This window comes from Mesorhizobium sp. M0045 (assembly GCF_040323385.1).
GTDB lineage: Bacteria > Pseudomonadota > Alphaproteobacteria > Rhizobiales > Rhizobiaceae > Mesorhizobium.
In genome coordinates this window covers 25,848-50,362 of the sequence record NZ_JAMYUY010000019.1, presented here as the reverse complement: position 1 = coordinate 50,362, position 24,515 = coordinate 25,848, and the positions used below count along the sequence as shown (strand labels likewise).

At 61.3% G+C, this 24,515-nt stretch carries 21 protein-coding genes and 1 tRNA gene; 9 read left to right on the top strand and 13 right to left on the bottom strand.

Features of this window, described 5'->3' with window-relative positions; all coding sequences use genetic code 11:
* Nucleotides 1–10: 10 nt before the first annotated feature.
* The 6 genes from NKJ72_RS24540 to NKJ72_RS24515 form a co-directional block, all read right to left on the bottom strand.
* Nucleotides 11–715, bottom strand: a complete 705-nt coding sequence (locus NKJ72_RS24540; protein ID WP_352479771.1) for a cytochrome c oxidase subunit 3 — start codon at nucleotides 713–715, stop codon at nucleotides 11–13.
* Nucleotides 712–2,481, bottom strand: coding sequence for a cytochrome c oxidase subunit I (gene ctaD, locus NKJ72_RS24535; RefSeq protein WP_254818346.1), 1,770 nt, complete (start codon nucleotides 2,479–2,481; stop codon nucleotides 712–714). Before ctaD ends, NKJ72_RS24540 begins: the two co-directional genes overlap by 4 nt.
* 91 nt (nucleotides 2,482–2,572) lie before the next feature.
* Complete coding sequence (gene coxB / locus NKJ72_RS24530) at nucleotides 2,573–3,388, bottom strand: cytochrome c oxidase subunit II (RefSeq protein ID WP_254818347.1); 816 nt, start codon at nucleotides 3,386–3,388, stop codon at nucleotides 2,573–2,575.
* A gap of 270 nt (nucleotides 3,389–3,658) precedes the next feature.
* Nucleotides 3,659–4,936, bottom strand: coding sequence for a PQQ-dependent sugar dehydrogenase (locus tag NKJ72_RS24525; protein ID WP_502895572.1), 1,278 nt, complete (start codon nucleotides 4,934–4,936; stop codon nucleotides 3,659–3,661).
* A gap of 68 nt (nucleotides 4,937–5,004) precedes the next feature.
* Nucleotides 5,005–5,454, bottom strand: a complete 450-nt coding sequence (locus NKJ72_RS24520; protein ID WP_352479769.1) for a DUF2231 domain-containing protein — start codon at nucleotides 5,452–5,454, stop codon at nucleotides 5,005–5,007.
* Nucleotides 5,455–5,581: 127 nt separating this feature from the next.
* Nucleotides 5,582–5,938 carry an SPW repeat protein gene (locus tag NKJ72_RS24515; protein ID WP_254818350.1) on the bottom strand — a complete coding sequence of 119 codons (357 nt, stop codon included), beginning with the start codon at nucleotides 5,936–5,938 and terminating at the stop codon, nucleotides 5,582–5,584.
* A gap of 494 nt (nucleotides 5,939–6,432) precedes the next feature.
* Here NKJ72_RS24515 and NKJ72_RS24510 point away from each other — a divergent pair, with 494 nt between their 5' ends.
* The 3 genes from NKJ72_RS24510 (at nucleotide 6,433) to NKJ72_RS24500 (ending at nucleotide 11,571) form a co-directional block, all read left to right on the top strand.
* Nucleotides 6,433–7,527: a glycosyltransferase family 4 protein gene (locus NKJ72_RS24510; RefSeq protein ID WP_352479768.1), complete on the top strand. Its 1,095-nt coding sequence runs from the start codon at nucleotides 6,433–6,435 to the stop codon at nucleotides 7,525–7,527.
* Between the two features lie 250 nt (nucleotides 7,528–7,777).
* A complete protein-coding gene (locus NKJ72_RS24505) occupies nucleotides 7,778–8,632 on the top strand; it encodes a class I SAM-dependent methyltransferase (RefSeq protein WP_352479767.1) in 855 nt (284 codons plus the stop codon).
* Nucleotides 8,633–8,991: 359 nt separating this feature from the next.
* A complete protein-coding gene (locus tag NKJ72_RS24500; RefSeq protein WP_352479811.1) occupies nucleotides 8,992–11,571 on the top strand; it encodes a bifunctional diguanylate cyclase/phosphodiesterase in 2,580 nt (859 codons plus the stop codon).
* Nucleotides 11,572–11,658: 87 nt separating this feature from the next.
* Here NKJ72_RS24500 and radC read toward each other — a convergent pair whose 3' ends face one another.
* Complete coding sequence (gene radC / locus NKJ72_RS24495) at nucleotides 11,659–12,405, bottom strand: RadC family protein (RefSeq protein ID WP_352479766.1); 747 nt, start codon at nucleotides 12,403–12,405, stop codon at nucleotides 11,659–11,661.
* Between the two features lie 50 nt (nucleotides 12,406–12,455).
* Nucleotides 12,456–13,283 carry a type I methionyl aminopeptidase gene (map, locus tag NKJ72_RS24490; protein ID WP_254818354.1) on the bottom strand — a complete coding sequence of 276 codons (828 nt, stop codon included), beginning with the start codon at nucleotides 13,281–13,283 and terminating at the stop codon, nucleotides 12,456–12,458.
* A 301-nt stretch (nucleotides 13,284–13,584) separates the two neighbouring features.
* Between map and NKJ72_RS24485 the strand changes: the two genes are divergently transcribed.
* The gene (locus NKJ72_RS24485; RefSeq protein ID WP_254818355.1) at nucleotides 13,585–13,884 is read left to right on the top strand and encodes a DUF982 domain-containing protein; all 300 of its coding nucleotides are present in this window, start codon (nucleotides 13,585–13,587) and stop codon (nucleotides 13,882–13,884) included.
* 146 nt (nucleotides 13,885–14,030) lie between these two features.
* Here the strand turns inward: NKJ72_RS24485 and NKJ72_RS24480 are convergent, their stop codons facing one another.
* The 5 genes from NKJ72_RS24480 to phaC all read right to left on the bottom strand — a co-directional run bounded on the left by NKJ72_RS24480 (nucleotide 14,031) and on the right by phaC (nucleotide 18,385).
* Nucleotides 14,031–14,390: a hypothetical protein gene (locus NKJ72_RS24480; RefSeq protein WP_352479765.1), complete on the bottom strand. Its 360-nt coding sequence runs from the start codon at nucleotides 14,388–14,390 to the stop codon at nucleotides 14,031–14,033.
* Nucleotides 14,387–14,698 (bottom strand): hypothetical protein, encoded by a 312-nt coding sequence (locus NKJ72_RS24475; protein ID WP_352479764.1) that lies wholly within the window; start codon nucleotides 14,696–14,698, stop codon nucleotides 14,387–14,389. The genes NKJ72_RS24480 and NKJ72_RS24475 overlap by 4 nt, the downstream gene beginning before the upstream one ends.
* 163 nt (nucleotides 14,699–14,861) lie before the next feature.
* A tRNA-Glu gene (locus NKJ72_RS24470) sits at nucleotides 14,862–14,936 on the bottom strand.
* A 173-nt stretch (nucleotides 14,937–15,109) separates the two neighbouring features.
* Nucleotides 15,110–16,222, bottom strand: coding sequence for a YcbK family protein (locus tag NKJ72_RS24465; protein WP_352479810.1), 1,113 nt, complete (start codon nucleotides 16,220–16,222; stop codon nucleotides 15,110–15,112).
* 327 nt (nucleotides 16,223–16,549) lie between these two features.
* On the bottom strand, nucleotides 16,550–18,385 hold the full coding sequence (phaC, locus tag NKJ72_RS24460; protein ID WP_352479763.1) for a class I poly(R)-hydroxyalkanoic acid synthase: 1,836 nt from the start codon (nucleotides 18,383–18,385) through the stop codon (nucleotides 16,550–16,552).
* A 97-nt stretch (nucleotides 18,386–18,482) separates the two neighbouring features.
* On the opposite strand from phaC, the gene NKJ72_RS24455 reads away from it, so the two are divergent.
* The 5 genes from NKJ72_RS24455 (at nucleotide 18,483) to recJ (ending at nucleotide 24,511) form a co-directional block, all read left to right on the top strand.
* Entirely contained in the window at nucleotides 18,483–18,869 is a 387-nt protein-coding gene (locus NKJ72_RS24455; protein ID WP_254818357.1) for a hypothetical protein, read from the top strand.
* Between the two features lie 40 nt (nucleotides 18,870–18,909).
* Nucleotides 18,910–20,127, top strand: a complete 1,218-nt coding sequence (locus NKJ72_RS24450) for an LL-diaminopimelate aminotransferase (RefSeq protein WP_254818358.1) — start codon at nucleotides 18,910–18,912, stop codon at nucleotides 20,125–20,127.
* A gap of 42 nt (nucleotides 20,128–20,169) precedes the next feature.
* Nucleotides 20,170–21,483 (top strand): homoserine dehydrogenase, encoded by a 1,314-nt coding sequence (locus NKJ72_RS24445; protein ID WP_352479762.1) that lies wholly within the window; start codon nucleotides 20,170–20,172, stop codon nucleotides 21,481–21,483.
* Between the two features lie 199 nt (nucleotides 21,484–21,682).
* On the top strand, nucleotides 21,683–22,666 hold the full coding sequence (gene glpX / locus NKJ72_RS24440; RefSeq protein WP_352479761.1) for a class II fructose-bisphosphatase: 984 nt from the start codon (nucleotides 21,683–21,685) through the stop codon (nucleotides 22,664–22,666).
* A gap of 60 nt (nucleotides 22,667–22,726) precedes the next feature.
* Nucleotides 22,727–24,511, top strand: a complete 1,785-nt coding sequence (gene recJ, locus NKJ72_RS24435) for a single-stranded-DNA-specific exonuclease RecJ (protein WP_352479760.1) — start codon at nucleotides 22,727–22,729, stop codon at nucleotides 24,509–24,511.
* Nucleotides 24,512–24,515: the final 4 nt, after the last annotated feature.

The window sequence follows — 24,515 nt, the reverse complement described above, 5'->3', positions numbered from 1 at the left end:
CCCGTTCCTCCTAGGTCAGCAACCCTCGGCAAATGTCGATTAAAGTCGAAGCCCAGCCGGCCAGAAGCGCAAAGATGGCGAGCCAGACGAAAAGCAGGAAATGCCAGTACATGGCGCACAACTCGACACTGAGGCGAAGCCGCTGCGGCTGCGCTCCGTTCCAGGCGCCGACGCTCGTTCTGCCCAGCCCGACCAGTCCTCCCAGTATATGCAGGCCATGCATTCCCGTTAGCAGGTAGAAGAAGCTGTTGGCCGGATTGGATGCCAGAAAATAGCCGTCCGCACTCAGTTCCCGCCATGCCACAAGCTGTCCAATCAGGAAGACGAGCGCCGTGAGTCCAGCTGTGGCGAGGCCGAGCCTGACCATGTCCACTTGACCCTTGCGCGCCGCGAGCGAAGCGCACTGTATCGCAATGCTGCTCAAGACCAGTACGCCGGTGTTAAGCCAGAGCAGGGGCGGGATGGGCAGCGGCCGCCAATCCGACAGCGCCATGCGCATGAAGTAAGCACTGATGAACAGCGCGAACAGGCAGCCGACGACGGCAAGGAAGACGCCGAGACCGATCTTTGCGGTCGGCAGCGCCGATCGGTCCAAAGCGACAAAATCCCCGGCCATGCCTTGCTCGAGCCACGGCTTCGTCATTAGCCTCTGATGGGAAAGCCACCACCCAGCAATACCGGCGATCACGAGCAGGAAGACCAGGATTACGCTCATGCCGGCTCCCTGGAGGGCGCGAAGGAGCCCGGAACGTTTTGTGGTATGAAGTCCTCCTTGGCTCCCGGTACGCTGTAGTCATAGGCCCAGCGATAGACGATCGGCAGATCCTTGCCGAAATTGCCGTGGGCGGGCGGTGTTTGCGGCGTCTGCCACTCGAGCGTCGTTGCCCGCCACGGATTGCCGCCAGCCTCACGGCCATGGCGGATGCTCCAGATGAGATTGAACAGAAACACAATCTGGGCAAAACCGACCATAAAAGCCATGATGCTGATAAACGAGTTCAGGTGGTGGGCCGATTCCGTCATGATCGTCATGTCGGTCAATTCGTTGTAGCGCCGCGGCACGCCCATCAAGCCGAGATAGTGCATGGGAAAGAAAATCAGATAGGCGCCGAGGAAGGTGATCCAGAAGTGGAACCGGCCCAGTGTCTCGTTCAGCATCCGGCCGGTGACCTTCGGGTACCAGTGGTAGATCGCCCCGAAAATCACGAGGATCGGCGCGACCCCCATGACCATATGGAAATGGGCAACGACGAACATGGTGTCCGACAGCGGAACGTCGACAACGACATTGCCGAGAAACAAGCCGGTCAACCCGCCATTGACGAAGGTAACGATGAAGGCGAGGGCGAAAAGCATTGGAATGGTGAGGTGGATATCGCCGCGCCACAGCGTCAGCACCCAATTGTAGACCTTGATGGCGGTCGGAACGGCGATGATCAGTGTCGTGGTGGCGAAGAAGAAGCCGAAATAGGGATGCATGCCGCTGACATACATATGGTGCGCCCAGACTACGAAGCTCAACGCGCCGATGCCGACGATGGCCCAGACCATCATGCGGTAGCCGAAGATGTTCTTGCGCGCATGGGTGCTGATCAGGTCGGACACGATGCCGAAGGCCGGAAGCGCAACAATGTAGACCTCCGGGTGGCCGAAGAACCAGAACAGATGCTGGAACAGGATCGGGCTGCCGCCGCCGTGCTGCAACTGTTCGCCCATCTCAACGATCGCCGGCATGAAGAAGCTGGTGCCGAGCGCCCGGTCGAGAAGCATCATCACGCAGGCGACGAACAGCGCCGGGAAGGCGAGTAGCGCCATGACGGTGGCGGTGAAAATACCCCAGACAGTGAGCGGAAGGCGCATCAGCGTCATGCCGCGCGTGCGGCCCTGCAGCACCGTCACGACATAGTTCAGGCCGCCCATAGTAAAGCCGATGATGAACAGGATCAGCGAGACGAGCATCAGGATGATGCCCCAGTCCTGGCCGCCTGGCGTACCGGTCATGATCGCCTGCGGCGGATAGAGCGTCCAGCCGGCACCCGTCGGTCCGCCGGGCGCGAAAAAGCTCGACACCAGAACCAGCACGGCCAGCAGATAGATCCAGTAGCTCAGCATGTTGACATAGGGAAAGACCATGTCGCGAGCGCCGACCATCAGCGGAATCAGGTAGTTGCCGAAGCCGCCCAGGAAGAGTGCGGTGAGCAGGTAGATCACCATGATCATGCCGTGCATGGTGATGAACTGGTAGTAGGCTTCCGGGGTGATGAAATCGAATGTGCCGGGGAAACCGAGCTGCAGCCGCATCAGCCAGGATAGCACCAGCGCGACCATGCCGATCGCCGTCGCCGTCGCCGAGTACTGGATGGCGATGACCTTGGCGTCCTGCGAGAAAACGTATTTCGTCCACCAGCTGTGCGGATGGTAGAGTTCCATTTCCGCGACTTCGGCCGGCGGAACCGCATCTGCAGGTGTGATATCGACCATAGGAACACCTCCGTGCCCTTTTCGGCCAGCCCGACAGTTCGGGCTTGCCGCACTATTTTCAATCCCGACGGCGCACCGCCGTTCCGGTTTCCTACTCTGCCGAGCCCATCTGTTGGGGCGCGGACAGCTGCGCAAAAGTCTGCTGCTGGCCAAGCCACGCCAGATAGTCTTCCTGCGTATCGACCATGACCACGCCATGCATCATCGGATGTCCCTGGCCGCAGAGTTCGGCACACAGGACCTGGAAGGTTCCGGTCTTGGTCGGAGTGAACCAGAAATAGGTGACCGAGCCCGGGATCATGTCCATCTTGGCGCGGAATTCCGGCACGTAGAAATCGTGCAGCACATCGATCGAGCGGAGCAGCATCTTGACCGGTTTGCCAACCGGGAGGTGCAGGTCGGCCGCTTCCACTACGACATCGTCCTGGCCGTTGGCATCGGTGGCGATGACGCCGAGTGGATTTTCAGCGTTGACGTCGCGAGTGTCGGATGTGCCGAGCTTGCCGTCCTTGCCGGGCAGGCGGAAACTCCATTGCCACTGCTGGCCGACGACTTCGACCTCTGTTGCGTCGCTTGGAACGTTAACGAACCGGCTCCAGACGAACAGGCCTGGAACGAGCAAAGCCGTGACGCCAACCGCGGTGACCACCGTCAGCCAGGATTCGAGCCGCCTGTTCTCAGGTTCATATGCCGCCTGATTGCCTTCCCGATGACGGAAGCGGAAGACGCAATAGGCCATGAAAAGAACCACGGCGGCGAAGACGACGCCGGTGATCCAGAAAGTTATGATGATGGTGTTGTCGATATAGTCCCAGTTCGAGGCAATCGGCGTCCACCACCATGGGCTCAGGAAGTGGAACAACACCGAGCCCACGACTATCAGAACGAGTACAAGCGCAACGGCCATGTCCCGGTTCCTCCCGGTATTCCAAGCGGCGCAAGCCGTCCCGGGAAATACCAAGTGCATCATAACTTGATTTGCGATGAAAATTCTAGAGCCGGCTGTGGGAAGGGCAAAAATACCATTTCGCGGCGCTGGCGGTCCTTCGGTTCGGCGGTGACAGCGGCAGGCAATGGCGAGCACACCGAATGCGCCTGGCAGAACCACCGGAACGGCGATCGCCGGGATCGCTTTCACCTGCTCGACCGACAGCTCGACGAAGGGAGCGGGGCCACTTTATTGGCCGGCAGATGTCACCCGCCAAACTGTGTTGCCGACGTCGTCGGCGATGAGCAGGGCCCCGGTCTTGTCGACAGCCAGGCCGACAGGCCGGCCGCGCGCCTTGTTGTCCTTGTCCAGGAAGTCGGTCACCACGTCGGTAGCGACGCCGCTAGGATGGCCGCCGCTGAATGGTACGAACACCACCTTGTAGCCGTTGAAGCGCGTGCGGTTCCAGCTGCCGTGTTCGCCAACGAAAGCGCCGCCGCGATATGCCTCGGGGAGGCTGTTTGCCGTATAGAAGGCCAGTCCCAGAGGGGCGACGTGGGAACTCAGCGCATAGTCCGGAACGATCGCTTTCGCGACCAGGTCCGGACGCTGGGGCATGACGCGGGGATCGAGATGCTGGCCATAATAGCTGTATGGCCATCCGTAGAAGCCGCCATCCTTTACCGACGTCAGATAATCCGGCACGAGATTGGGGCCGAGCTCGTCGCGCTCATTGATCACGGCCCAGAGCGCCCCGGTCTGCGGCTCCCAGCTCAGGCCGTTTGGATTGCGCAAACCGCTAGCGAAAATGCGCGACCGGCCGGTGGCCCTGTCTACCTGCCAGATGGCGGCGCGGTTCTTCTCCGCCTCAATGCCGTTTTCGGCGACGTTGCTGTTCGAGCCGACGCCGACATAGAGCAGTGAGCCGTCGGGGCTTGCCACCAGGCTCTTCGTCCAATGGTGGTCGATCGGGCCGCCGGGCAGGGCGGTGAGCGGCGTTCCGGGCGCGGTGATCTTTGTGTCACCAGTGTTGTAGGGATAGCGGACGATGGAATCGGTATTGGCGACGTAGAGATCGCTTCCCACCAGCGCCACGCCGAAGGGCGAGTTGAGGTGGTCGAGGAAGACGCTGGTCAGCTCCGGCTTGCCATCGCCGTCGGCGTCGCGCAGCAGCGTAATGCGGTTGCTTGGGCCGCTGTCGCCGCCCGAGGTGACCCAGGATTCGATCCAGCCCATCACCAAATCCTTGGGCCGTTTGATCGGTTCGCCACCAGGCGCCTTGGACTCGACCACCAGGACGTCGCCGTTGGGCAGCACATAAAGCGACCGGGGATGCTGCAGGCCGTGGGCAAAAGCCTGGATCTGCAGCCCCTGCGCGACTGTCGGCTTTTCGTCGTTCTTCCATCCGACCACGGAAGCGAGATGCATGGGCGGGAAGAAATATTGGACCGGCTCCGGCAGTTTTGGATTCGGCCCTATCTGACTGCTGGGGTCCGGGTCGTTGCCGCTGCACGCTGCAAGAGTGATCGCCGCAGTGCAAATGAGCACGGACACCGTGATGCGCCTGGTCTGACTGATGGAGCTTGCTGCGCGTATCAATCCGCCACTCCGACGTGATGCCGGTAAACCATGGACCAGCCCAGCCAACCGGTAAAGATAAGGATGAGCACGACAACCGCCGAGAGGATCAAGCCGGTGGGAACGATGGAGGTCCATGCATCGCGAGTGTGCACGAGCATGTTGATGATGGACAACGCCAGCGCCAGCAGATTGCCGAGCACGTGCGGCCAGGCGGGGGGCTGTGCCCTTACCAGCGGATTGGCCAGGAAATCGATCAGCCCCGCGATCGCTGCAAGGCAGCCCATGATCACGCCGACGGTAACCAGCCAAGCGGAGAAGTCAGCCCACATCATCTCCGCTGTTCGCCAGTAGGCCAGATCCGTCAGCAGGGTGCCGACGAAGCAGGCGATCGGAAACAGCACCAGCATCGGATGAATAGGATGTCCTGCAATCCTGGCCGTCGAACGCGGATTGTCACCGACCATGATGCGCCTCCTTCTTGGTTCTCGTCCAGACAACCACCTACCCGGCCTCCGGCGGCTGTTGCCGAGAGGCCGGCAGACGACCGATCGATCTGTCAGGCCCAAAAAGGGCGCTGGCTGGCTGCGCCTGCTAGGCGGCCGACTGGGTCGGCGGGTTCTGGTACATCATCCAGAGCTCGATAGCCGCAAGCACGGCGACCAGAATGCCGATCACGACATGCACGGTCATTGCCGTGGTCGCCTGGAATCCAAGCACCCAGGGCGATACGAGAACCCACAGTCCGACGACCAGGTTTACCCACTCTTCCCACACGGCAAATGCTGCGAGGGCGGCAACTGACAGCACGACGATCAAGATTCCGCTGCCGAGGGCGTTCTGCGTCTGCGGGCCTGCCGCAAACGTGAAGATCCAGGGAGAGAAGAACAGAATTGCCCCAAGGATCAGGTTGGCTACGTCACAGAGCCTGGCGTTTGTCCACTGGTTCATGGCATCCTCCATAGGGAGCGTTTATGGCTCCCGAGTTCGGCAAGGTGGTGCCTGAGTTCGGCGAGATGCGCCCGAAGCCGCTCACTCCGTGTCACGGTAGTGCCCTGCCCAGCTGGAATTCCGCATCTGGCGGTACTCCAGCCAAATCCGGCTATCTAACTGAATTCCGGGCTTTATGTTCCATTCGGCACCGGCACGCCTGGATCACTTGGTGGTGATCGAGCAATCCAAAGCTGCCTGTCAGGGGGCGGCGGGGCGGCGGCGCGTAGCTCATTCTGTCTTTTTATCGAGCCGGTGAAACATTTCTTATGGATCGCAGTTCTTGGATCCAGAGGAGTTGAATAAGGGCAACCTGCTTGCACGGGAGGAGCACGGACGGCACAACTATAAATACGCTCTGCATAGAATACTTCGCAGCGAGAAGCTCTCGCTTGTCTTGGTTGCCGCCGAAGCTTGCTTGAAAGACGGCGGTCGCCGCCGAAAAGATTTTCTAAATGAAAATAGCCCAGATCGCGCCGCTAACCGAATCCGTGCCGCCCCGAACCTACGGTGGAACCGAGCGAATTGTTTCGTATCTGACCGAAGAACTTGTCCGACAGGGCCACGAGGTGACGTTGTTCGCCAGCGCCGATTCTCGTACCTCAGCCGAGCTGGTGCCGTGTTGCGACGTCGCGCTGCGCCTGAATCCCAGGGTCCAGGACGGTGGTCCGCACCACGTTATGATGCTTGAACGGGTGCGCCGGCGAGCCGATGAATTCGACGTTTTGCATTTCCACGTCGATGTTCTGCACTTCCCCATCATTCGGGATTTTGCCAGGCGAACGGTTACCACGCTTCACGGCAGGCTCGACCTGCCCGATCTGGCGCAGCTTTATGCTATGTTCGACGACGTTCCCCTGGTCTCGATTTCCTTCGACCAGCGCCGGCCCGTGCCGCCAGTCAATTGGATTGGAACCGTGCATCATGGCCTGCCCCGCGATCTTCTGCCATTCCACCCGAACACCTCTGGCTATCTTGCGTTTCTCGGTCGCATCTCGCCGGAAAAGGGGCCGGAAGCGGCCATAGAGATAGCAGCGCGGGCCGGGTTTCCCCTGAAGATCGCCGCCAAGATCGACAAGGTGGACCAGTCGTTCTGGAAGGAAAGGGTCGGGCCGCAAGTGCTGCGGCATTCGAACGTGGAGTTCATTGGCGAAATCGATGAGCGGCAAAAGGCGGATTTTCTGGGCAATGCGAAAGCGCTTTTGTTCCCAATCGACTGGCCGGAACCCTTCGGGCTCGTAACGATCGAAGCAATGGCCTGCGGTACGCCGGTGGTTGCGTTCCGGCGTGGCGCCGTCCCGGAGATCATCGATGACGGTGTGTCCGGATGGATCGTGGATACCGTCGAGGAAGCTGTGGGCGCGCTCCAGCGGATAGACAGCCTCGATCGCGCACGAGTGCGGCAGACGTTCGAGAAGCGGTTCACGGTCGAGCGCATGTGCAGCGATTATGTGGCACTCTACCGAGCACTCACGAACGGCACGGCGGGCGCAGGTGCCCCCACAAACGAACTCTCCCGAAATGTCGCGATGGTGGCTGTGCCGGGCTGAGGAACCGACAATCCACATGCAGACCACGAGGATGGCGTCAGGTGCGCCTGCAGGGTCTTATTGCCAAGCGCGGCGACTGCGCCAGAAGCCTTTGATCTGCGGCAAGCGTTCCAGAAGCTATGGTGTCCGCGAACGGTGGCACACTGCCGCCGCCCGGTCCGGATTGACGCGCGATACTTTCGCTGCAAAGGTAGTTTAACGACTTGTTTACCATGCGTCAGTCAGGGGTGGGGGGAATTTGGAACGGTTTTTGGGTGCGAACCGCCTTAATTGGGATGATCGGGCCGAACTGCACTCGACCGACACAACGGGCAGCTACCACATCGAGAATGTGCTGGCCGGCGGATCCAATCTCTATGAGCTGGAAACGCGCGAGGTCGGCGATATTGCCGGCAAGGATATCGTCCACCTGCAGTGTCACATCGGCCTCGACACGATCAGCCTGAAGAATCTCGGCGCAGGCAGTGTGACGGGGCTCGACTTTTCACCGGCGGCGATCGCGGCGGCGCGGGATTTTGCTGCGAAGGCAGGCACCGACGTGCGCTTCGTGGAAGCGCCACTGTTCGAAGCGGTGGAAGCGCTCGGTCGGACCTTTGACATCGCTTACGTTACATGGGGCTCGGTAAACTGGCTGGACGACGTTTTCCGTTGGGCGCGGGTGGTTGCCGACCTCCTGAGACCCGGCGGCCGTCTCTACATGGCCGAGGGCCATCCATTGATGTTTCAGTGCGATCGAAAGGCCGCGGCCCTGGAATTGAAGCACGACTGGCGAACGCCGATAGCTCGACCGCTCGCCTGGAACGAGGAACTGACCTACACCGGCGATGACCGCATCTTGAAGCATCCTCGCTATTATGAATGGATCCACCCGATCAGTGACGTGGTGAATGCGCTGATTTCAGCTGGTCTGACGCTCGATTTTCTCAATGAGCATGACACTGTTTCGTGGCAGCACTTCTCATTTGCCGTGCGGGCCGGCAAGGATATGTACGGCCTGCCAGAGAACTCTCCCAAGATACCGATGGCCTATTCCATTGGCGCGACGAAGCGCAGCATCGGCAAGATACCATACCTTGTGTCTCCCAAGGCGATCGAGGGGCACTAGTCCAGGTCGACGCTCCTGAGTACTCGGGTCGGAGCGTCGAAGTTTGCAATCGCTCGCGCTCCTCGATCTTCCGAAGGATCGCCGGCGCCAGCGCATCTCAACTCAATCAGTGGGACCATGTCAGTGGAAGTCGGCAGCTGGCTCCAACCGCTCGGGCCTGCAGCATCAGCAACGGGTCGGAAAGCGCAAAGCTCTAAGGAGCGTGAAGGTGACATTAAACATTGAAAGCTAATGTTTCCTCATCGGGTCGACCCGGGAACCTGAAATGGCACTTGAGGAATCGCCTATTGGCTTTTTTCCGCGCTAAGTTCGGCGGCATCAAGGAAGTCGTCTTTTCGTCGGCAAATATTCCGGCGGCGATCGCGCTTGTCGTCATACTTATCAGCGCAGCGTTCGCGGAGCACCAGAACAAAGTCGTCTCGGACCAGGCCGTCCGTGCGGACGTGCTGACCAAGGTCAATCTCATCCGCGCCAAGCTCGAAGGCAATATCAACGGAAACCTTCAACTCGTGCGTGGATTGGTCGCCGCGGTCGTGACCGAGCCTTATATGGGACAGCAACGCTTCGCCTCGCTGGCGAGCAATCTGTTTGGCGCCGACTCGCAATTGAACAATATTGCCGGCGCGCCCGATCTGGTCGTTTCCCTGATGTACCCGATGGAGGGTAACGAGCAGGCGATGGGCCTGGACTACCGCAAGAACGAGCGGCAGCGTGCGGCTGCGCTAAGGGCGCGAGACGAACGCAAGCTGGTGCTTGCCGGTCCCGTCGAGCTGAAGCAGGGAGGACAAGGCTTCATCGGCCGCTTTCCGGTTTTCGTGCCGAGCGCGGGCAACACGGAAAGGTTCTGGGGCATTATTTCAGCCGTTGTCGACGTGCAGCGCCTTTACAAAGCGAGCGGCATGCTTGACGACGATCTCGGGATCGACATCGCGCTGATCGGCAGGGACGCCCTCGGTCACCGAGGTGGTCAATTCTACGGCAATGAGGAGATCAGCAAAAGCGATCCGGTGACGGCTGACGTTTTGCTTCCTTCCGGCTCGTGGCAGCTCGCTGCCATTCCCAAGAACGGCTGGCCTTCGACGCCAAGTAACGCATGGTTGTTGCGCGCGATCATGGCGACGGCCGGGGCCTTGGTTGTGTTCCCCTTCCTGGTCACTGGTCGTCTGATAGGCGAAAGACAGCGCAATTATGCGGAATTGCGCCGATTGTCACGACGCCTTGAACTCGCTCTGGAAGCTTCGGCTATCGGGGTTTGGGAACATGATCTCGCGACCAACGAGCTTACATGGGATGATCGCGTCAATGAAATATATGGCAAACCAGCGGGGGAGCACCGGGGCTACACAGACTGGGCGGGAGCGATCCATCCAGATGATCTGGCTGGCGCCAACGCAGATTTCGATACGGCGGTGGCCAGCGGACGACCATATTTGTCGGAGTACCGGATTGTGCGCCCGAATGGCGAGATCCGTCATGTCCGGTCCAAGGCGATCCTTTACCGGGCCACAAACGACACCCCAAAAATGATCGGCGCGGAATGGGACGTGACTGTCGACGTCCTGCTGAACAAGGATCTGGTTCGCGCAAAACAGCTGTCGGAGTCGAAAAATGCAGAACTCGAGTCGGCCAAGGCGCGCATAGAGCACATTGCGCTTCATGACTCGCTGACCGGCTTGCCCAACCGGCGTTACCTCGACCAGGTACTGGAAGACTACGCGGCAAACGCCAGGCGCTCAGGCGGGCGTGCGGCACTGCTTCACATCGATCTGGATCGGTTCAAGCACATCAACGATACGCTGGGCCACGCCGCCGGTGACGCGATGCTGGTTCACGCGTCGACAGTCCTCAGATCGAAGGTCGGCGACGAAGGATTCGTCGCCCGCATCGGAGGAGACGAATTCATCGTTCTGTGCGTGGTACGCGACGATACCAAGCAACTGGCGCTGCTTGCCGATCGGGTCATCAGCCAGATGCGCGAGCCCGTCTATTATCAGGGCCACCGGTGCCGTTTTGGCGTCAGCGTGGGTATAGCTGTCGACAACGGAAAAGATGTCGAAGCCAAACACCTGCTGGTGAACGCAGATATCGCGCTTTACCGAGCAAAGAGCCGTGGGCGCAATCGATACGAATTCTTCACTGACGCGATGCAAAGCGAAATCGTCGATACAAAACGGATTGCCGACGAAATTCTCGGCGGCCTCGAGCGCAACGAGTTCATCCCGTTCTACCAGCCCCAATTTGACGCAAAGACGCTCGAAATCGTTGGGGTTGAGGCGCTGGCGAGATGGCAACATCCAGTAAAGGGTATTTTGGCGCCCGACATCTTCCTGAGGATTGCGGAAGAACTGAACGTCGTCTCGATCATCGACCAAGCCATATTGAAGCAATCGCTTTCGGATTTCGAAGGGTGGTCCGCTGCAAAACTTAACATTCCACGGGTGTCGGTCAATGTCTCGGCGAGGCGCCTTCAAGACGAGGAGCTTATCAAGAGCCTGCGAGAACAAGATATCAAGAAAGGAACGGTTTCGTTCGAGCTTGTTGAGTCGATTTTCCTGGACGAGAACGACGATCTCGTCACGTGGAACATCGAGCAAATAAAAGAACTGGGGATTGACGTCGAAATAGACGATTTCGGTACCGGTTACGCTTCGATGGTCAGTTTGCTGAAGTTGCAGCCGCGCCGGCTGAAGATAGATCGGCAGCTGGTCACCCCAATCGTCAAATCGCCGCAGAGAAGGCAGGTTGTCTCGTCGATCATCGAAATCGGCAAATCGCTGGGTATCGAGGTCGTGGCGGAAGGCGTCGAGACGATGCAGCACGCACGGCTACTCAAGGGCCTGGGCTGCGACATATTGCAGGGTTATGCCTTCGGCCACCCGTTCGACTCCGAGGGACTTAAGACATTTGTCCGATCGCGGCGCCTGCGCACGGCCAGCTGAGCCTCGGCGCCAGAATTTATCGAACGACCGCCTTGACGTTGCGGTACATAGGCGCATAGCGGACAAAGCTGAAAATAACGCCAAACCTCAGATCAGCAGCAGGCCCTTCATGCTGGAGTGGCCTTTCCTGCCGATGATGATGTGGTCGTGAACAGCAATGCCAAGCGGTTTGGCCGTCTCTATGATCAGCTTGGTCATCTCTATGTCGGCGCGCGACGGCGTCGGGTCTCCCGACGGATGATTATGCGCCAGAATGATCGCCGTGGCAGAGAGCTCTAAGGCGCGCCTGACCACCTCGCGCGGATAGACCGGTGTGTGGTCGACGGTGCCGACCTGCTGCACTTCGTCGGCGATCAGCGCGTTTTTCTTGTCGAGGAACAGGATGCGGAACTGCTCGCGCTCCTCGAAGGCCATCACCGACCGACAGTATTCGAGAACCTGCGTCCAGGTCGACAACAGCTCGCGGCCGGCGATCTCGCCGCGCGCCATGCGCTGCGCCGTTGCCGCAACCACCTTGAGGTCGAGCGCCACCGCCGGGCCGATGCCCTTCACTTCCTGCAGGCGCTCGACGGGCGCGCCGAGGACCTCGGCCAATGTACCGAAGCGTGACAGCAAGGCCTTGGCGACCGGCTTGGTGTCGGCGCGCGGGATCAGCCGGAACAAAAGAAGCTCGAGCAGTTCGTAGTCGGGGAGGGTGTTGGGACTGGCGGCGAAGCGCTCGCGCAAGCGGTCGCGATGGCCGAGATAATGCGACTTGTCGGCGGCCACCGCCTTCGCAGGCGATCGCATAGGCCTTTCGGGAAAGAAGGCCCGCTCGTCGTCGTCACCGTTCATGGCTGCCACCCAGCATTTGCCGGGCAAGGTAACGCCCGATCTGCCAGACACTAGGCCCGCAGGCCGGGGCGGTCGAGGTTTTTTGGCGACAGCGTGAAGATCTCGCAGCCGGTTTCGGTGACGCCGATCGTGTGTTCGTACTGCGCCGAAAGCGAACGGTCACGCGTCACCGCGGTCCAGCCGTCCGACAGCACTTTCACATGCGGCCGGCCGAGATTGATCATCGGCTCGACGGTGAAGATCATGCCCGGCCGCATCTCGACGCCTTCGCTGGCGCTGCCGTAATGCAGGATGTTCGGCGCGTCGTGAAACAGCCGGCCAACGCCGTGGCCGCAGAAATCGCGCACCACCGAGCAACGCTCGGCTTCGGCATAGGTCTGGATGGCGGCGCCGATGGCGCCGGTGCGGGCGCCCGGCTTGATTGCCGCGATGCCGCGCATCAGACACTCATACGTGACTTCGAGCAGCCGCTCCGCGGCACGCTTGATCGTGCCCACCGGATACATGCGCGAGGAGTCGCCATGCCAGCCGTCGAGTATATAGGTGACGTCGATATTGACGATATCGCCATCCTTCAACGGCTTGCTGTCGGGTATGCCGTGACAGACGACGTGGTTGATCGAGGTGCAGGATGATTTCGTGTAGCCGCGGTAGTTGAGTGTCGCCGGAAGCGCGCCATGGTCCATGCCGAACTCGAAGACGAAGCGATCGATCGCTTCGGTGGTGACGCCGGGCGCCACCATCGACACCAGTTCGTCGAGGCAGCGCGCGGTGAGATCGCAAGCCTTGCGCATGCCGATAAAGCCTTCCTCGTCGTAAAGACGGATCTGGCCGGTGTTTCTGAGCGGTGCCGTGGCGGCGTCGAGATAGGTGACCATTTTTATCCGTCTTGCAGGGATGCGAGGGCTGGATGAGCCCCCGCCAGAGAAATCTCCCCAGATTTGGCACTGGAAGGCGCAAGGTTCAAGGACGAACTGCCGGCGACGACCGAAGACCGGCGATATTCAGGTCTTTGGGGCACTCTCCTTGCCTGTAGCTGCCCATGCTCCCGACCGGTTCATTTGGCTACCGCAGTGACGACACATTTCTAGGCGAGAAGTCGGCCCAAGCATGAAGCCGCCCGGCAACTTTTTATGCCGAACGATGTTGCTGCGGGGGTGTCGGTTCGGGAGAGGTCGAATGGACAGACTGCAATTTGCGGTGCCGGTGCGTATCGCGCCTGTGCCCAGCCAGCCGGTCGAGGAAATCTACAGTGTCGAGCAGGCGCTCGATTTCCTGCAAACGTGGCCGGTTCGCCGGAAGGGGCCAACCTACCAGGCTGCGTTCAATGCCTGTTTTGGCGCCACGGTGGACATCGTCGAGACCGAAGACGCATGGCGGGCCTTCATGGCCTTTTGCCGGGTGAGCGGCCTGCTTGCCAGGGACATGATGGTTCCTCCGCGCAAGCGCGGCGGCGAGGCGAGGGGACTGCGGGCGTAGACCGGCCTGGTTCGATTTCTGCCGGCATCATCCTGTGCTAATTTCACAAGTGCAAATATCACAACCGACGGAGGAGTCGCAGGAAGACCCCGGAACGCAAGAAGAACGCCCGGAGAACCTCATAGCCTGCGGGACGAGCTATTTTCCTAGATCCCAAGGGCGGCTTTGATCTCAACCCATTTCGTGATGATGGTAGCTAATCCGACTGCAATACCAATTAGTCCAGCCATTTTCGCGGTCGTGGGGAGACTATCGACCCGGCCCTTCAACTCACCAAAAGCGATAGCGGTAGGAAGTCCTTCGGATTTCCCTTTGAGGTAGGAAATGTCGTTGCCAATAGTGGTGAGCTTAGAGTCGATCTTGTCGAACTTGTCCTCAAGGGCCTTTACGCGCGCTTCCATCTCTCCAGATGTACCGTCGCCACCGCCGGTTTTCAAGGATGACACAGCTGTTGACGCTTCCTCGCGAGCACGGCGCGCGTCGTCCAAGTTTGTTAGCGCACTCATTGCTTGGCCTCCTCAGCCCGTACGCTCTCGTCGAGACGCTTCAAGAATGCTAGAATCAGTTTGTTCGAATTGGTCGCTGCCTGCTCAGCCGAAACGGCATAGGTTCTGGTTTTTTCGGGGTCCTGCTGGTGAAAGAGTTGGGCACTGATCAAGCGGAACACAGCGCTCTGCAGCGTAAGAACCGTAGAAACGAGGACATCGACGTCTTTGACCGATAAGTGGATTGGTCTGTTTTCTGCCATGGCTTTGTTATACGCTGCCGACATGGTAACTGGCGGCGGGTTGTTGGTTGTGTCGTCGTCGCTCACCTCAATATCCTTCTCACGTTGCGTTCCAGACCGCGCGCACCGGTCGATAGTCGCAGGAAACTCTTGAAAATCAAACAGGAGCGATTCGGCCGAGCTTCCTGAAAGGAAATCGGCCAAACATTGGATGGGATAGGGGAGTTTTTTGCTAAGCGCTTGATTTTTCTGGTACGCCCAAGGGGAATCGAACCCCTGTTACCGCCGTGAAAGGGCGGTGTCCTGACCGCTAGACGATGGGCGCGCTCAGATGTGAGCGCTTATAGTTGCGTCGCGGCAAACCGGCAACCCGTCTGCCGCCGGCTGCGACAACTTTTTTCCTTTGGCTCCAAACCGCGTCTTTCCGACAGCCAAGCTGGTTTTGCGGCATGATGTAGCGTCGCCGAGCGAACTTCGCAGTGGCCGAAGAACCTCTCCCTAACCGCGCCTGCGGCAACGCCAGTTCCAGTCGCGCTCGGGGCCGACATCGACATGGACGGATTCGGTGTGGCAGTAGGTGCCGACGCCGCCGCGGCCCGGCATGGTGCGGATATAGCTCGCCAGTTCCCATTTCGAGACGCCGGGGACCTGGATGTCGGCGGCGGCGCAGTACATGTGCAGCGAATTCTTGGCGCCGTTGGCGCGGCGGTTGCGGGCCGGATCGCGATAGCCGGAGGTGACCGTCATCTTGCGGCCGTAATGGCCTTCGATCGTCTTCAGCACGCGAACCAGCGACGGCTTCAAGCAGGCGACATCGACGCTTTCGTTCTGTTTCAGGAGGCCGTTGGGCGCCAGCCTGGCGAGGCCGGCGGCGGAGGCGACCTGGTAGGCGCCACCCGAACCTTCGTCTTCGTTGAGATCGACGTCGCTCTCATCGTCGAGGCCGGATTTGCGCTTGATCTCGAACAGCGCCGTCTGGCGCACGCCCGGCAGCGCATCGGCCGTGAAGTGGCTGGTATCGCCCGTCGACACCAACTGCACCGGCTTTTCAGCCGGATTGGCTGAGGCCAGGGTAACGGTGGGTTTTGTCGCAGGCGTCGCCTTGGCCTGCACGACCGCTGCCTGCCCGCCCGATCTGCTGTTGGCCGGCGATGCTGCCGAAGCGGGGGTGGCGCTGAACAGCGAGGCCAGGAAGTTTTTCTTCGGTGCGTAGGCCTGTGGCTGCGGCATCTCGCCGGCGGTCACATAGACCGGGTTGTTCCTCGCCGCCGCGGCGGCCTTGGCGTCGGGCTTCGATGCATCAGCACTGTTCTGTGCCACGGCCTGTTCGGCCCTCTGGGCGTTTGGTTGCAGCGGCTGCGGCGTGTGTCCCGCGATCGTCTCCGCTGCCGTTGGAACGGCGATCGGGAAGCCGGCATCGGGCTTGGCCCCTGGCTTGGCTACTGGCACATAGGCGACGTGCTCGGGAAGGTTGGCGTCACCGTCGGCATTCATCGTCATTTGTGTGGTTGTCATCTGCGACGATGATGCGGCCGTGCTGGCCTGGGGCGCACCGGCGGCCGTGCTGATTTCGGTAGCCGAGGTATTGTAGCCTGGCATGCCGACCGACATGGTCGGGTCGCCGGCCGAGGTGCAGGACGCCAGGAGCATCGAGAAAAGTGCCGCCACAATGGCGCGGCTTTCTCCCTTCGCGAGGCGCGATCCTGCTGATCTCAAAACAAAATTCCCCCTCGATATCCGACCGGTTCGTCATTGGCGCGGCGCCGAAACGTCTCGTCGAAATGACCCTTGTTCCCCGAACCGGAAACGAGACCTGTGTCAAATCTGCAAGCCTCAAAGTAATTTGGCGGCTAGAGGATGAATCAAGGCTGCTCAGGGTTGACGGCACCATTTCGCCCGCTTTTGGCGGCGCGTCAACTCACCACACATTACAGATGGTTACACGCGCACCTTGACATAGGTGCCGGGGGCTTCGCCTAGAACTTGCATGTGCTCGCCCGGTTTGCGGGCCGGAACGCGGGTATTGTCCTTGGCTTCGATCCAGCGTTGCCAGTGCGGCCACCAGGAACCGGGGTGGGCTGTGGCCCCGGCGAGCCATTGGTCAAAGTCGCCGGCCGGCTTGCCGCTGGTCCAGTATTGATATTTCTGCGCCGCCGGCGGATTGACGACCCCGGCGATGTGGCCGGAGCCGGCCATGACGTAGTCGACCTCGCCGCCGAAATATTTCGAGCCGAGGAATACCGACAGCGCCGGCGCGATGTGGTCCTCCTTAGAGGCGAGGTTGTAGACCGGAATGGTAACGTCCTTCAGCGAAACCGTGCGGCCCGCCAGTTCCATCATGCCTTGCGAGAGCCTGTTCTCGAGATAGCAATTGCGCAAATAGAAGGAATGGTTGGCAGCGCCCATGCGGGTCGAATCGGCATTCCAGTAGAGCAGGTCGAAAGGCAGGGGATCCTTGCCGCGCATGTAGTTGTTGACGACATAGGGCCAGATCAGGTCGCCCGAGCGCAGCATGTTGAAGGCAGTCGCCATCTTGGTGCCGTCGAGATAGCCTTTCTCGTTCATCGCCTTTTCGACGGCCGCGACCTGCTCCTCGTCGACGAACACTTTTAGATCGCCGGCATGGGTGAAATCGACCTGGGTGGTGAAGAAGGTGGCGGATTTGATGCGGTGGTCGCCTTCCTGCGCCATCAGCGCCAGGGCCGCCGCCAGAAGCGTTCCGCCGACGCAATAGCCGATGGCGTTGACTTGCCTTTCGCCGGTGGCCTTCTCGATAGTGTCGAGGCCGTATTGCAGGCCCTCCCTGATATAGGCCTCCCAACTCTTGGCGCCGTGCCGCTCGTCCGGGTTGATCCAGGAGATTACGAACACGGTGTGGCCTTGCTCGACGGCCCAGCGAATGAAGGATTTTTGCGGGTTGAGGTCGAGGATGTAGTACTTGTTGATCCATGGCGGGCAGATCAGCAGCGGCCGTTTGAGCACGGTGTCGGTAGTCGGCTCGTATTGCAGGATTTCGGCGACGTCGCTGCGGCCGACCACCTTACCCGGCGTGGCGGCGAGATTCTTGCCGATCTCGAAGGGCGAATAATCTGCCTGCCGCAGCTTCAGGTCACCCTTGCCCGCGGCGATGTCCTCGGCGAGCATCTTCATGCCGCGCACCAGGTTTTCGCCGTTCGAGGCGACAGTCTCGCGAAACAATTCCGGATTGGTCAGGATGAAATTCGACGGCGAGATGGCATTGGACACCTGCTTGACATAAAAGCCGGCCTTGTGGCGGGTATGCTCGTCTAGGCCGTCGGCGTGCTCGACCAGTTCGGCCGCCCAGCGCGAGGTGACCAGATACGCCTGTTTGAGGAAATCGAAGAAGGCGTTGCGGCCCCATTCCGGGTCCTGGAAACGCTTGTCGCCGCGCTCGGGCTTGACCGCATCCTCGGCGTCCTCGGCGCCGGCGCCGACGCGCTGGACAGCATTGGCCCAGACGGTCATGTAGCCGGAAAACAGCCGCGTTTGCGCCTCCAGCGCGCGCTGCGGGTCGGAGAGCCAGTACTCGGTGAGCTTGGAGAACGTCTTCACCATGTCGACGACCGGCTCGGCGACGTGATCGCGTACCTCGCCCTTTTCCCGCGGCTCGGCCCATGCCGAGGCGGCTTTGCCGGCCTGCTCGATCATGCGGGCCATGTTCAGAGCGAAGCGTTCCGGGTCCTTCACCAGATATTGCTCGACGGTCGAAGGTTGGTCATCTTCCGCTTTGCCCGAATCGGGTGTTTTGGCCATGGTTCGCGGGGTTCCTCCCGAAGCGTTTTGTTGACATATTACCATGGGATATCGAACAGGGTCCAATGTGCTCTAACCCGGCCGCCAGGAAAACAATATGACGATTAATATTGGCAAGAACGTTTTTTCCGGCACTGGTCGTTTTTGCCGCATGGCGCTCGTCATGTTGACGATGGCCGGTTGCACGAGCAGCAACATGGAAGGTGCGGCGCCCGCCACCGGCCTTGTCGGCGCGAAGGACACCGGTTCCTATCCGAACCTGAACATCCGGCCGCAGGTGGCGGCCGAGCAATTCACCGACGAGGAAAAGAACGCCAAGCTCGCCCAACTGAAGGCCGAGAAGCAGAGCCAGGCCGCCAAGGGCGGCGGCGTCAAGGTTGCGGACCAGGCAGCGCTGGACCAGCTGGCAAAAAAACACGGCGCCGAGGCGCTGAAGCAGATCGAAGGCAAATGCGACCCCGCTCTCGACCCTAGTTGCAAATAAGCTTATACGCGCGACCGCAACCTCACTGTCTGGAACTGCCATGGAAGAATTTCACAAGGTCCGCCGGCTTCCGCCCTATGTCTTCGAACAGGTCAACCGGCTGAAGGCCAGCGCCCGTTCGCGCGGCGCCGACATCATCGACCTTGGCATGGGCAATCCGGACCTGCCGACGCCCAAGGCCATCGTCGACAAATTATGCGAGGTGGTGCGCGATCCGCGCACGCACCGATATTCGTCGTCGCGCGGCATTCCGGGTCTGCGCCGTGCACAGGCCAACTACTATGCCCGCCGCTTCGGCGTGAAGCTCGACCCGGACAGCCAGGTGGTGGCGACGCTCGGCTCGAAGGAGGGCTTCGCCAATATGGCGCAGGCGATCACCGCCCCCGGCGACGTGATCCTGTGCCCCAATCCGACCTATCCGATCCACGCCTTCGGCTTCATTATGTCGGGCGGCGTCATCCGCTCGCTGCAGGTCGAGCCGGACGACGGCTTTATCCCGGCCCTGGAGCGCGGCATCCGCCATTCGATCCCGAAGCCGCTGGCTCTGATCCTCAATTATCCGTCCAACCCGACGGCACTGGTCGCTTCGCTCGATTTTTATAAGGAGGTGGTGGCCTTCGCCAGGAAGAACGACATCATCATCCTGTCGGACCTTGCCTATTCGGAAATCTATTTCGACGGCAATCCACCGCCCTCGGTGCTGCAGGTGCCGGGCGCGATCGATGTCGCGGTCGAATTCACCTCGATGTCGAAGACCTTTTCGATGCCGGGCTGGCGCATGGGTTTTGCGGTGGGCAATGAACGGCTGATCTCGGCGCTGACGCGGGTGAAATCCTATCTCGACTACGGCGCCTTCACGCCGATCCAGGTGGCGGCGGCGCATGCACTGAACGGCGACGGCGCCGACATCGCCGAAGTGCGCGACGTCTACCGCAAACGCCGCGATGTCATGGTCGACTCGTTCAGCCGTGCCGGCTGGACCATTCCCGCACCGGCGGCATCGATGTTCGCCTGGGCGCCGATCCCGGAGCCGTTCAAGCACCTTGGCTCGCTTGAATTCTCCAAGCTCCTGATCGAGCACGCCGACGTCGCCGTGGCGCCGGGCGTCGGCTTCGGCGAGCATGGCGACGATCACGTGCGCATCGCGCTGGTCGAAAACGAGCATCGGATCCGGCAAGCGGCGCGCAACATCAAGCGCTTCCTCGCATCCAGCGCCAAGCAGCCGAATAATGTCGTACCGCTCGCCGCGCATCGCTGATCTTATACACATCGACCGAATTGTTGAGGGGCGTCGCCGGACATGGCTGAAGCGTTGCGTGTTGGAATTGCCGGCCTCGGCACCGTCGGTGCGTCGGTGGCCCGCGTGCTGCGCGACAAAGCGGCCGAACTGACGCGGCAGTGCGGGCGCGACATCGTCGTGTCGGCGGTTTCGGCCCGCGATCCCAAACGCGACCGCGGCGTTGATCTTGGCACAGCACAGTGGTTCGACGATGCCGTCAAGATGGCGCACACCGCCGAGATAGATGTCTTCGTCGAGCTGATCGGCGGCGACGAAGGCCCGTCACGCTCGTCCGTCAAAGCGGCGCTCGAGGCCGGCCGACATGTCGTCACCGCAAACAAGGCGTTGCTTGCCAAGCACGGCGTCTCACTGGCCGAGATCGCAGAAAAGAGGGGTGTGCTGCTCAACTACGAAGCGGCGGTGGCAGGCGGCATTCCGGTCATCAAGACGATGCGCGAGGCGATGGCCGGCAATTCGGTGACCCGCGTTTTCGGCATCCTCAACGGTACCTGCAATTATATTTTGACGCGCATGGAAGCCGAGGGCCTGTCCTTTGATGCCTGCCTGAAGGATGCGCAACGGTTGGGCTATGCCGAAGCCGACCCGACCTTCGACATCGAGGGCCACGACACCGCACACAAGCTGTCGATCCTGACCAGCCTTGCCTTCGGCACGAAGATCGCCGCCAACGATATCTACATGGAAGGCATCTCCAACATCAGCCAGGCCGACATCCGCGCGGCCGGCGATCTCGGCTACCGGATCAAGCTGCTTGGCGTCGCCCAACGCACCGAAAGCGGCATCGAGCAGCGCGTGCATCCGACCATGGTGCCGACGGCCTCGGTCATCGCGCAGGTGCACGGCGTCACCAATGCGGTGGCCATCGAGACCGACATCCTCGGCGAATTGCTGCTCTCCGGCCCCGGTGCCGGCGGCAACGCCACCGCATCGGCGGTGATCGGCGACATTGCCGACATCGCTAAAAGCCGGCCTGGCTTCCAGCATGGTCCGGTTTTCGGCCGGCCGGCGAAGGAGCTCAAGCCCTACAAGAAGGCGCAGATGCGCAGCCATGCCGGGGGTTATTTCATCCGGCTGACCGTGCACGACCGCCTCGGCGTCTTCGCGGCAATAGCCAAGCGCATGGCCGACAACGACATTTCGCTGGAATCGATTGTGCAGCATGCCGCCGGGCCGGAAACCGAGGCACAGAAGACCGTCATCCTGGTCACCCACGAGACTACCGAGGCGGCGGTTCGCAAGGCCGTTGACGGCATCACCAGGGACAGCCTTCTGACCGACAAGCCGCAAGTCATCCGCATCGAGCGGGCCGGATAGAAGTCTCCTTATTTGCCTTCAATCGATTGATATTGCTGCGCTTTCAAAAAGGCCCGGCGCAGGTCTTGCTGTTGTCACGGGGCTTTGACACAACGAGCGCGTCTCTGGCGGGAGGCTAATGCATGTCGCCCAAAAGTGTGCGGCGGTTTTGGGACGACGACATGCATGAAAACAAAGTGCCAACGAGGATTGTCCATCGATGAATGTGGCCCAGAACATTGTCGCCGGCCTCGACCGGATACTGACCATGGAAGTGGTGCGCGTCACCGAACGCGCAGCGGTCGCGGCCGCCAGATTGCGCGGACGCGGCGACGAGAAGGCCGCCGACCAGGTTGCGGTCGATGCCATGCGGCAGGAGCTCAACCGTCTTGCCGTCAACGGCACGGTGGTGATCGGCGAAGGCGAGCGCGACGAGGCGCCGATGCTTTATATCGGCGAGGAAGTCGGTACCGGCAAAGGTCCGGCTGTCGACATCGCACTCGATCCGCTCCAAGGCACGACGATCTGCGCCAAGAACCTGCCCAACGCATTGGCCGTTATCGCCATTGCCGAAAAAGGCAGCCTTTTGTTCGCGCCGGACGTCTATATGGACAAGATCGCCATCGGCCCGGGCTATTCCGACGGCATCATCGACATCGATGCCTCGCCGGCCGAAAACATCGCCAGCTTGGCCAGGGCCAAGCGTGTGCCGGCGGCGGAGATCACCGCCTGTATTCTCGACCGGCCACGCCATGGCGCGTTGATCGAAGCCGTGCGGGCGACCGGCGCCGCGATCCGTCTGATCGGCGACGGTGATGTCGCCGGGGTCATCCATACCACCGACCCTGACGAGACCGGCATCGACATCTATCTCGGCACCGGAGGCGCGCCCGAAGGCGTGCTCGCAGCTGCCGCCTTGCGCTGCACCGGTGGCCAGATGCAGGGCAGGTTGATCCTCGATACGCCGGAAAAGCTGACGCGCGCCGCCAAGATGGGCATCTCCGACCCCAGACGGATCTACCACACGCAAGACATGGCACGCGGCGACGTGCTGTTTGCCGCGACCGGCGTCACCGACGGCAATTTGCTGGCCGGCGTCAAGTTCGGCCGCAATTTCATCACCACGCACACGATCGTGCTGCGCTCGTCATCGCGGACCGTGCGCGAAATCAAAGCCAGGCACCAGGATCTGGAAAAGTTTTGATTTCGACTCAGTTAGCCGTTGCATATTGTGCGCAATGACAAATTGCAGACGGCGCATCACGTGACGGGGGAAAGACGCTTTTTCCTCGATGTCAGGCAATCGGCCACCGGCGTTTCCTGGGAACACCGGCTGACCGAGCGCCAGGACATGGCCGCGCTCGCCATCGCGCAAGGTTATGGCGTACCCGACATCGTGGCGCGCGTGCTGGCCGGGCGCGGCGTCACCGCCGAGCAGACCGAGCGGTTTCTCGATCCGACCATCCGCAACCTGCTGCCCGACCCGGCATCGCTGACCGACATGGACAAGGCCGCCTCTCGCATCGCCCGAGCGGTGATGGCCAGGGAAAAGGTAGCGATCTTTGGCGACTACGATGTCGACGGCGCCGCCTCGTCGGCGCTGCTCAAGCGCTTTCTCGCGCATTTCTCGGTGGCGTCGGAGATCTACATACCGGACCGCACCTTTGAGGGCTACGGCCCCAATCCGGAAGCGATGCGCGACCTCGTCTCGCGCGGCGCGACGCTGATCGTCACCGTCGATTGCGGCACCAACAGTGCTGCTTCCATCGACGCCGCAAAGGCCGCCGGCGCCGACGTCGTGGTGCTCGATCACCATCAGGTCGGCGGGCCGTTGCCGGCGGCCGCTGCGGTCGTCAACCCAAATCGCGAGGACGACCTTTCCGGCCAGGGTCATCTTTGTGCCGCCGGCGTCGTCTTCCTTTGCCTGGTGCAGACCGCGAAGATCCTGCGCGGCCGCTTGCCAGATGCCGCACCGCCGGACCTGCTTGCCCTGCTCGACCTGGTTGCGCTGGGCACAGTCTGCGACGTGGTGCCGCTCACCGGCGTCAACCGCGCCTTCGTGGTCAAGGGGCTGCAGGTGGCGCGGCAGCAGAGAAACGAAGGGCTGGCGGCGTTGGCGCGGGTGTCGCGTATAGGCGAGCCAATCAGCACGTTCCATCTGGCCTTTCTGATCGGTCCGCGCATCAACGCCGGCGGGCGCATCGGCGACGCAGCACTTGGCAGCCGCCTGCTTGCAACCGACGACCCGGTCGAAGCCCGCACCATCGCCGAGACGCTGGATCGACTCAACCAGGAGCGGCAGTCGATGGAGCAGCAGATGCTGGCCGCGGCGCGCTCAGAGGCCGACGCCGAGCTTGCCGGCGGCAATGGTCCGGCCATCGTCGTCACAGCCAGCAGCAACTGGCACCCGGGCATTGTCGGCCTGCTTGCCTCGCGGCTCAAGGACCATGCGCGCCGGCCGGCATTTGCCATCGCCTTCAACGCCAATGGTGTCGGTACCGGTTCAGGCCGTTCAGTGTCTGGCTTCGACCTCGGCCGGCTGGTGCGCGAGGCTGCCGATGCCGGGCTGATCCTCAAGGGTGGCGGTCACGGAATGGCGGCAGGCATCACTGTCGAGCGGGCGAAGCTCGGTGAACTCAGGGCTTTCTTCGAAGAGCGCGCGGCGGTGGACGTGTTCCGCCTGCAAGGCGAGGAGAGCCTGGCGATCGACGGTGCGCTTGCCGCCGAGGGCGCGACGCTCGCGCTGCTCGATGCACTTGAGAGGGCAGGGCCGTTCGGCGCAGGGCATGTCGCGCCGGTGTTCGCGCTGCCGCGCCACCGGCTTGTCGATGCGCGGGCGGTCGGCACCAACCACATCCGCGCCGACCTGCAGTCGGAAAGCGGCGGCCGCATCCAGGCGATCGCCTTTCGCGCCGTCGATACGGCGCTCGGCGAATTCCTGTTCAAGAACAGGGGTAAGCCGGTGCATGTAGCCGGCTCGCTGTCGGGCAACCACTGGAACGGCAACCGCACGGTGCAATTTCGTATCGTCGACGCGGCGCTTGCCTGAGAGC

Excerpts from the sequence above, each read along its gene's own strand:
- NKJ72_RS24540 (WP_352479771.1), bottom strand. The coding sequence starts at position 715 with ATGAGCGTAATCCTGGTCTTCCTGCTCGTGATCGCCGGTATTGCTGGG.
- ctaD (WP_254818346.1), bottom strand. The coding sequence starts at position 2,481 with ATGGTCGATATCACACCTGCAGATGCGGTTCCGCCGGCCGAAGTCGCG.
- coxB (WP_254818347.1), bottom strand. The coding sequence starts at position 3,388 with ATGGCCGTTGCGCTTGTACTCGTTCTGATAGTCGTGGGCTCGGTGTTG.
- NKJ72_RS24520 (WP_352479769.1), bottom strand. The coding sequence starts at position 5,454 with ATGGTCGGTGACAATCCGCGTTCGACGGCCAGGATTGCAGGACATCCT.
- NKJ72_RS24515 (WP_254818350.1), bottom strand. The coding sequence starts at position 5,938 with ATGAACCAGTGGACAAACGCCAGGCTCTGTGACGTAGCCAACCTGATC.
- NKJ72_RS24510 (WP_352479768.1), top strand. The coding sequence starts at position 6,433 with ATGAAAATAGCCCAGATCGCGCCGCTAACCGAATCCGTGCCGCCCCGA.
- radC (WP_352479766.1), bottom strand. The coding sequence starts at position 12,405 with ATGAACGGTGACGACGACGAGCGGGCCTTCTTTCCCGAAAGGCCTATG.
- map (WP_254818354.1), bottom strand. The coding sequence starts at position 13,283 with ATGGTCACCTATCTCGACGCCGCCACGGCACCGCTCAGAAACACCGGC.
- NKJ72_RS24485 (WP_254818355.1), top strand. The coding sequence starts at position 13,585 with ATGGACAGACTGCAATTTGCGGTGCCGGTGCGTATCGCGCCTGTGCCC.
- NKJ72_RS24480 (WP_352479765.1), bottom strand. The coding sequence starts at position 14,390 with ATGAGTGCGCTAACAAACTTGGACGACGCGCGCCGTGCTCGCGAGGAA.
- NKJ72_RS24465 (WP_352479810.1), bottom strand. The coding sequence starts at position 16,222 with ATGTCGGTCGGCATGCCAGGCTACAATACCTCGGCTACCGAAATCAGC.
- phaC (WP_352479763.1), bottom strand. The coding sequence starts at position 18,385 with ATGGCCAAAACACCCGATTCGGGCAAAGCGGAAGATGACCAACCTTCG.
- NKJ72_RS24455 (WP_254818357.1), top strand. The coding sequence starts at position 18,483 with ATGACGATTAATATTGGCAAGAACGTTTTTTCCGGCACTGGTCGTTTT.
- NKJ72_RS24450 (WP_254818358.1), top strand. The coding sequence starts at position 18,910 with ATGGAAGAATTTCACAAGGTCCGCCGGCTTCCGCCCTATGTCTTCGAA.
- NKJ72_RS24445 (WP_352479762.1), top strand. The coding sequence starts at position 20,170 with ATGGCTGAAGCGTTGCGTGTTGGAATTGCCGGCCTCGGCACCGTCGGT.
- glpX (WP_352479761.1), top strand. The coding sequence starts at position 21,683 with ATGAATGTGGCCCAGAACATTGTCGCCGGCCTCGACCGGATACTGACC.